At 59.3% G+C, this 7,126-nt stretch carries 6 protein-coding genes and 2 pseudogenes; all 8 read left to right on the forward strand.

Annotation, left to right across the window (positions count from 1 at the left end):
• Positions 1-236 (forward strand): annotated as a pseudogene (locus tag ACOCD2_RS09455) (hypothetical protein); the annotation flags it as partial.
• A 72-nt stretch (positions 237-308) separates the two neighbouring features.
• Positions 309-1,193, forward strand: a complete 885-nt coding sequence (prmA, locus tag ACOCD2_RS09460; protein WP_293647138.1) for a 50S ribosomal protein L11 methyltransferase — start codon at positions 309-311, stop codon at positions 1,191-1,193.
• Positions 1,190-2,167, forward strand: coding sequence for a zinc-ribbon and DUF3426 domain-containing protein (locus tag ACOCD2_RS09465; protein WP_293647140.1), 978 nt, complete (start codon positions 1,190-1,192; stop codon positions 2,165-2,167). The genes prmA and ACOCD2_RS09465 overlap by 4 nt, the downstream gene beginning before the upstream one ends.
• A pseudogene (dusB, locus tag ACOCD2_RS09470) lies at positions 2,167-3,151 on the forward strand (tRNA dihydrouridine synthase DusB). Before ACOCD2_RS09465 ends, dusB begins: the two are co-directional and overlap by 1 nt.
• Before the next feature lie 155 nt (positions 3,152-3,306).
• Entirely contained in the window at positions 3,307-3,438 is a 132-nt protein-coding gene (locus ACOCD2_RS09475; RefSeq protein WP_293647148.1) for a helix-turn-helix domain-containing protein, read from the forward strand.
• Between the two features lie 60 nt (positions 3,439-3,498).
• A complete protein-coding gene (gene purH / locus ACOCD2_RS09480; RefSeq protein ID WP_293647142.1) occupies positions 3,499-5,061 on the forward strand; it encodes a bifunctional phosphoribosylaminoimidazolecarboxamide formyltransferase/IMP cyclohydrolase in 1,563 nt (520 codons plus the stop codon).
• Positions 5,062-5,074: 13 nt separating this feature from the next.
• Positions 5,075-6,364 (forward strand): phosphoribosylamine--glycine ligase, encoded by a 1,290-nt coding sequence (purD, locus tag ACOCD2_RS09485; protein ID WP_293647144.1) that lies wholly within the window; start codon positions 5,075-5,077, stop codon positions 6,362-6,364.
• Between the two features lies 1 nt (position 6,365).
• Complete coding sequence (locus ACOCD2_RS09490; RefSeq protein WP_293647146.1) at positions 6,366-6,833, forward strand: VanZ family protein; 468 nt, start codon at positions 6,366-6,368, stop codon at positions 6,831-6,833.
• Positions 6,834-7,126: the final 293 nt, after the last annotated feature.

Below are 7,126 nucleotides of genomic sequence, written 5' to 3' on the forward strand. Positions count from 1 at the left end.
GATGGATAACCATGGCGTTATGCTTCCTCCAGGTTTTGCGTGAGCCAGTCGTTCAATATCTGGCGGGTTCGGAACAAAGGATAGCTCCTTTTTGGAATATAATCACATGGTACCCGACACTGCGCGGCTTCCCCACCATCATGCTGTTCGTGGCAGGCGAGGAAATCGCCCGCTTTGCCGGCAACCGGGCCAGTCACTGGATTCGCGACTGGCTGGAGCAGCACCTTCCCGCCTGAAACAGGCGTTCGGTTCACATACTGAACCCGGTTTGAGGTTAGAATAAGCAGCCCCGATATCCGGATCACGCTATGCCCTGGCTACAAGCACATCTCGAAGTGGAAAAATCCCAGGCACCTCTCATCGAGTTGCTGTTCGAACAGCTGGGCGCGATTTCCATCACCCTGGCCGATGCCGAGGACGAGCCCATGCTCGAACCCCCGCCGGGAGCAATGCCCCTGTGGAGCCATACCCGGGTGACCGCCCTGTTCGAAAACAGCACGGATGCCGACGACCTGCGCGCCCGCATCGACCGGACACTGTCCAGGGACAACAGTCAGAAACTGCGGCTGGAAATCCTCGAGGACCAGGCTTGGGAGCGCACCTGGCTGGAGCACTTCCGGCCCATGCAGTTTGGACAGCGCCTGTGGATCTGCCCCACGGGCAAACAGGTGACAGCGCCGGACGCAACCGTCATACACCTGGATCCCGGCCTGGCCTTCGGCACCGGCACCCATCCCACCACCGACCTGTGCCTGCAATGGCTGGACGGGGCCAGCCTGAAAGGCAGGACCGTCATCGACTTCGGCTGCGGCTCCGGCTCCGGCATCCTGGCCATTGCCGCACTGAAACTGGGCGCCGCCCGCGCCATCGCCATGGATCACGACCCCCAGGCACTCATCGCCACCCACAACAACGCGGTGCAGAACGCCGTATCAGAATGCCTGGAAACCTGCACCCCGGAGGACTTCCACCCCGAAGCCGCCGACGTGGTGCTCGCCAACATTCTCGCCAACGTACTGACGGCGCTGGAGGACAGTATCAGTCCCCTGGTCAGACCCGGCGGGCAGCTGATACTCTCAGGCATTCTCGAGGATCAGGCACAGGCGGTCATGCAGGCCTATGAGCCCGGCATCAGCTTCCTTCCCCCCGCGCGCCTCGGCGAGTGGGTTCGCCTGGACGGGACACGCACATGAAAACCCGCTGCCCTCACTGCAAACTGATCTACAACATCCGCACATCCACGCTGAAAAAAGCCGATTTCAAGGTGGTTTGCAGCGAATGCCATCATGTATTCACCGTAAAGGGCAACCCGGATGCGCCGGACGAAGCCCCGAAGCCGCCACCCGAAACCGATACGGACATCCAGATCGAAGACCTGCAGCCCGATGAGGAAATGCAGGAACTGCTGCTGCAACTGCAGGACTCTCTGGACAAGCAGGAAAAGCGTGGCGACAACTCCGAGTCTGACAAAAAGCCCCCTTCGGATACTCCCCGGGAGACAGCACCGGCAGAAAAGGCGGACAGCGATTTACCGGACACCGAACCCGCCGAAGCACTCCAGCCTCCGGGGGAAAGCGCCAAAGCGCCGGAAGAAAACAACGGTGAAAAGAAAGCTGGCGGAGACAGCGGCGCGAAAGATGACGGGGAAACACCTTTTGCACCCGAACTCACCCCGCCGAGAAAGTCCGCACCCCTGTTCGCCACTTTGTCTGTGATCCTGCTGCTGTGCGCCGCGCTGCTACAGTTTGCCTGGATCGAAAAAGCAAGGCTCCTGAAGTACCCCCGGCTGCGCGCTGCTGCGGAGACGGTCTGCCCCTATATCGGCTGCACCCTGCCCCAACTGAAACACAGGGTCCAGCCGTTTCGCGTGGTGGACCGCACCCTGGTTGCTGACAGCGCCAGTCCCGGTGTCTATCGTCTCGACATCCTGATGCGCAACGACAGCAACTCCGCACAGAAGCTCCCTGCCCTGCAGCTGAGCCTGCTCGATCACCGGCAAGTTACCGTTGCCAGGCGCACCTTTGCACCTCAAACCTATATGGCCAGGGACAACGATCCCGACAAAACCGTACAGACGGGTGAACTCCTGGAGATTCACCTGAAGCTGCAACCCGCCAGCGCCGACATTTCCGGCTTCGAGCTGGATTTTATCCCGGCGGACTCCTGATGCAGATCGGCAACCACAGGCTGTCCGGCAATCTCATACTGGCACCCATGGCAGGCATCACGGATCTGCCCTTCCGCCAGCTGTGCCGGCGTTTTGGCGCGTCACTGGCCGTATCGGAAATGATCAGCGCAGATACCAGCCTGTGGGGCAGCAGGAAAACCCAGACCCGCCTGCATCACGAAGGAGAAGACTCACCTATTGCGGTGCAGATCGTGGGTACGGATCCCGAAAAACTTGCCCTGGCTGCCCGTATCAATGTGGATTACGGCGCGGAGGTCATCGATATCAACATGGGCTGCCCGGCGAAGAAAGTCTGCAAGGTGGCCGCCGGCTCAGCGCTGATGCGCGACGAAAGCCTGGTGGGGCGCATACTGGAAGCTGTCGTCGGCGCCGTAGACGTGCCCGTGAGCCTGAAAATGCGCACCGGCTGGGACAGGCAAAGCATCAATGCTCCCACTATCGCCAGAATTGCCGAAGAAAGCGGCATCTGGATGCTGTCGGTGCATGGCCGCACCCGCGCCTGCAAATTTGCGGGTGAAGCGGAGTACGAAACCATTCGCGAAGTAAAACAGGCAGTTAGCATTCCGGTGGTTGCCAATGGCGATATTCAGGATGAAAAAAAGGCAAAACAGGTGCTGAAATTTACCGGCGCTGACGCTATCATGATAGGCCGTGCAGCACAAGGGCAGGCCATGGATCTTTCGCCAGATTGCCCACTATCTCGCCACCGGCGAGCAGTTGCAGGAGCCGGAATCGCAGTGGATTGGGGATCTGCTGCTGGAGCACCTGGAAGCGCTGTACAGCCTGTATGGCCAGCGGCATGGCGTGCGCATCGCGCGCAAACACATCGCCTGGTACAGCAGGCATCTGCGGGGAGCCGCAACATTTCGCCAGAAAATCAATCAGGTGGAAGACACAAAAGGTCAGCAAGACCTGATCAAAGCGTTTTTTTATTGCCGGGACTCAAGGGGGAAGGCAGCGTGAGTTTTGAAGATATGGGCAGCAGCATGAATGCCGAAACCTTTGTAGTGGACAAGCAGTCCCGGGAAGAATCCCTGAGCGACTGCGTTCGTGATGCGCTCAACAGCTATTTCACCCAGCTCGATGGCCATGGCGCCAACAACCTGTTTCAGCTGGTCATGGAAGAGGTCGAACGCCCCCTGTTCCAGACCGTGATGGAACACACCAACGGCAACCAGACCCGGGCCGCTGCCGTACTGGGCATCAGCCGCAGCACCCTGCGCAAGAAACTGGCGCTCTACGACATCTGATCCAATACCCACCATCCCCGCAAGCCCCTGTTCCCCAACAACTTTTCAGGAATCCCTATCATGACCACCATTACCCGAGCCCTCATCAGTGTTTCAGACAAGGAAGGCGTCACCGAATTCGCCCAGGGCCTGGCCCAGGCCGGCGTCGAAATCCTCTCCACCGGCGGCACCGCGAAACTTCTGGCCGACAACGGCATTCCCGTCATCGAGGTCAGCGACTACACCGGCTTTCCGGAGATGATGGATGGCCGGGTGAAGACCCTGCACCCGAAGATCCACGGCGGCATCCTCGGGCGCCGGGGCACGGACGACGCAGTCATGGAAGAACACAGCATCGGTCCCATCGACCTGGTGGCGGTGAATCTCTACCCCTTCGAGAAGACCGTGGCCAACCCGGACTGCGACCTGGCCACGGCCATTGAGAATATCGACATCGGCGGCCCCACCATGATCCGCGCCGCGGCTAAAAATCACAAAGACGTTGCCGTGGTGGTGGATCCCGCCGACTATGCCCTGATCCTGTCCGAGATGAAGAACAATGGCAACGCCCTGGATGACGCTTTCCGTTTCCGCCTGGCGGTGAAGACCTTCGAACACACCGCCCGCTACGACGGCGCCATCGCCAACTACCTGGGGACCATCGTTCCCGAAGGTGAAAAGCAGGATTTCCCCAACACCATCAACCTGCAGTACCGCCAGGTTCAGACCATGCGCTACGGCGAGAACCCCCACCAGAAGGCAGCCTTCTTCCGGGAAGACGATGTGCGCGAAGCCTGCATTGCCACCGCCCACCAGCTCCAGGGCAAGGAACTGTCCTACAACAACATCGGCGACACCGACGCAGCCCTGGAATGCGTGAAGCAGTTCAGTGAAGGTCCGGCCTGCGTCATCGTCAAGCACGCCAATCCCTGCGGCGTAGCCATCGGCGACAACCTGCTGGAAGCCTATGACAAGGCCTATGCCACGGACCCCGAGTCCGCCTTCGGCGGCATCATCGCCTTCAACGGCGAGCTGGACGCCGAAACCGCCCAGGCCATTGTGGAACGCCAGTTCGTGGAAGTCATCATCGCACCCGCCGTCTCCGGCGAAGCCGCCGAAGCAGTCGCCGCAAAAAAGAACGTGCGCCTGCTGGAATGCGGTCAATGGAACGAGAACCCGGAGCAACGCCTTGATTTCAAACGTGTAAACGGTGGCCTGCTGGTACAGGATGCCGACCTTTCCCTGTACAACGAACTGAAGGTCGTCACAAAACGCGAACCTACAGAGCAGGAAATGGCTGATCTGCTGTTCACCTGGCGTATCGCCAAATTCGTAAAATCCAACGCTATCGTCTATGGTAAGAACAACATGACCATCGGCGTGGGCGCCGGCCAGATGAGCCGCATCAATTCTGCCCGCATCGCCCGCATCAAGGCCGAACATGCGGGACTGGAGGTAAAAGGCTCCGTCATGGCATCCGATGCCTTCTTCCCCTTCCGCGACGGCATCGACAGCGCGGCCGAAGCGGGCATCGTTGCGGTGATACAGCCTGGCGGCTCCATGCGCGACGAAGAAGTCATCGAAGCAGCCAACGAACACGGCATGGCCATGGTGTTTACCGGCATGCGTCATTTCAGGCACTGAGGAGAGTCAGCACATGAACATTCTTATCATCGGCGGTGGCGGACGCGAACACGCCCTGGCCTGGAAAGCCGCCCAATCCCCCCTGGCGGACAGGATCTACGTTGCCCCCGGCAATGCCGGTACCGCGCTGGAAGAAAAGATGGAGAATGTGGACATTGCGGCTGACGATGTCAAAGGCCTGCGTGATTTCGCCCTGCAGAACGGCATCGGCCTGACCATCGTCGGCCCGGAGCAACCCCTGGTGGCCGGTATCGTGGATATTTTCACTGCCGCCGGCCTGAAATGCTTCGGCCCTACCAAGCGGGTGGCCCGGCTGGAAGGCTCCAAGGCATTCGCCAAGGACTTTCTCGCCCGCCACGAGATACCCACCGCCGATTACGGCAGCTTTTCGGATGTGGACGAGGCCCTGGAATACCTGTACAAGATGGGCGCCCCCATCGTCATCAAGGCAGACGGTCTGGCTGCGGGCAAGGGCGTGATCCTCGCTCACGACATGAAGACCGCAGAAGACACGGTGCGAGACATGCTGTCGGGCAACAGCTTCGGCGAAGCCGGCCACAAGGTGGTCATCGAGGAATTTCTCAACGGCGAGGAAGCCAGCTTTATCGTCATGGCCGACGGCAAACATGTCCTGCCCATGGCCAGCTCCCAGGATCACAAGGCGGCCAACGAAGGCGATACCGGTCCCAATACCGGTGGCATGGGCGCCTATTCCCCGGCTCCCGTGGTCACGGAGGAAATGCATCAGAGGATCATGGCCCAGATCATCGAACCCACCATCGCCGGCATGTCAGCTGACGGCACACCCTATACCGGCTTCCTCTATGCCGGGGTGATGATCGATGCCGAAGGCAATCCCCGGGTGCTGGAATTCAACTGCCGTTTCGGTGATCCGGAAACCCAACCCATCATGATGCGCATGCAGTCCGATCTGGTGGCCCACTGCCTGGCGGCTCTGGAAGGCGAGCTGGACGGGGAAGAAGCCCGCTGGAGCAAGCAGGCCGCCGTGGGGGTTGTCCTGGCTGCCGGCGGTTATCCCGACGCCTACGAAACCGGCGATATCATTGAAGGCCTGCCTGAGGAAGAAATGGCAGATACCAAGGTGTTTCATGCAGGCACCGCCGAAAAGGACGGCCACATCGTCACCGCCGGTGGCAGGGTGCTTTGCGTGACCGCCCTGGGCGACAGCGTGACGGAAGCACAACAGAAAGCCTATGCCCTGGTGGACAGAATCAGCTGGAAAAACATGCAATACCGCAAGGACATCGCCTACCGCGCTATTGCCAGAGAGCAGAAGGACTGAGTTGTCACGTCCGGACAGGTTGTCCACACAGATGCCCACGCTGTATCTCAACCGTTGTGATCAGACCGGCGCCAGGCTCATGCTTGGGCTGGCGCTGCTGATCATCACCTACATGGCGCTCACGCCCATCCCGGATCTGCTGCAGCAAAATGTAAACGACAAGCTGGGCCATGCCCTGGCTTTTGTTTTGCTGGCCTTCCTCACCCATGCCAGCTGGCCCAACACGGCTTTCAGCTGGCGTCACGGCCTGCCTCTGCTTGGCTACGGCATTTTTCTGGAATGCGCTCAGTATTTTGTGCCGGGACGTTTTTTCTCCCTCTGGGATGTCGTGGCCGATACCGCCGGTATAGGCCTGTATCTGCTGTTGCTGGTATTTCTAATCAGAAGCCCTTCGAGAAAACACACTGCCATTGAGGAAGATAGCTCTACGGGGCATCGTTCCCCTGGTTCGTCTCGTACGCAATCTTGATACCAACAACTTTCACGATGCCGCAATTGTCCTCAGCAGCATCGGCTTCACGAACCCAGCCAAACTGCAAGGTATCACCCGCATGTGCATTGACTATCCAGTATCGATGAACAATGATTTTATTGCCGGCGCTGTACGCGGGAAAATCGGAAGCAGTTCCATATTGATGAGTATAACCTGAATCCGTGATTCCAGAACGTCAAAACCCGCATTTTACCGACATGACTCGGCAGGAGCCTCTGTAATCGGCATGACATCGAATATTTGTCTGGATGGATCAGCAAATTGATGCT

This window comes from Thiolapillus sp. (assembly GCF_048562965.1).
Lineage (GTDB): Bacteria > Pseudomonadota > Gammaproteobacteria > Chromatiales > Chromatiaceae > Thiolapillus > Thiolapillus brandeum_A.

Bases quoted from the DNA above. Each gene is read 5' to 3' on its own strand.
- purD (WP_293647144.1), top strand. From the start codon at position 5,075: ATGAACATTCTTATCATCGGCGGTGGCGGACGCGAACACGCCCTGGCC.
- prmA (WP_293647138.1), top strand. From the start codon at position 309: ATGCCCTGGCTACAAGCACATCTCGAAGTGGAAAAATCCCAGGCACCT.
- ACOCD2_RS09475 (WP_293647148.1), top strand. From the start codon at position 3,307: ATGGAAGAGGTCGAACGCCCCCTGTTCCAGACCGTGATGGAACACACC.
- ACOCD2_RS09465 (WP_293647140.1), top strand. From the start codon at position 1,190: ATGAAAACCCGCTGCCCTCACTGCAAACTGATCTACAACATCCGCACA.
- purH (WP_293647142.1), top strand. From the start codon at position 3,499: ATGACCACCATTACCCGAGCCCTCATCAGTGTTTCAGACAAGGAAGGC.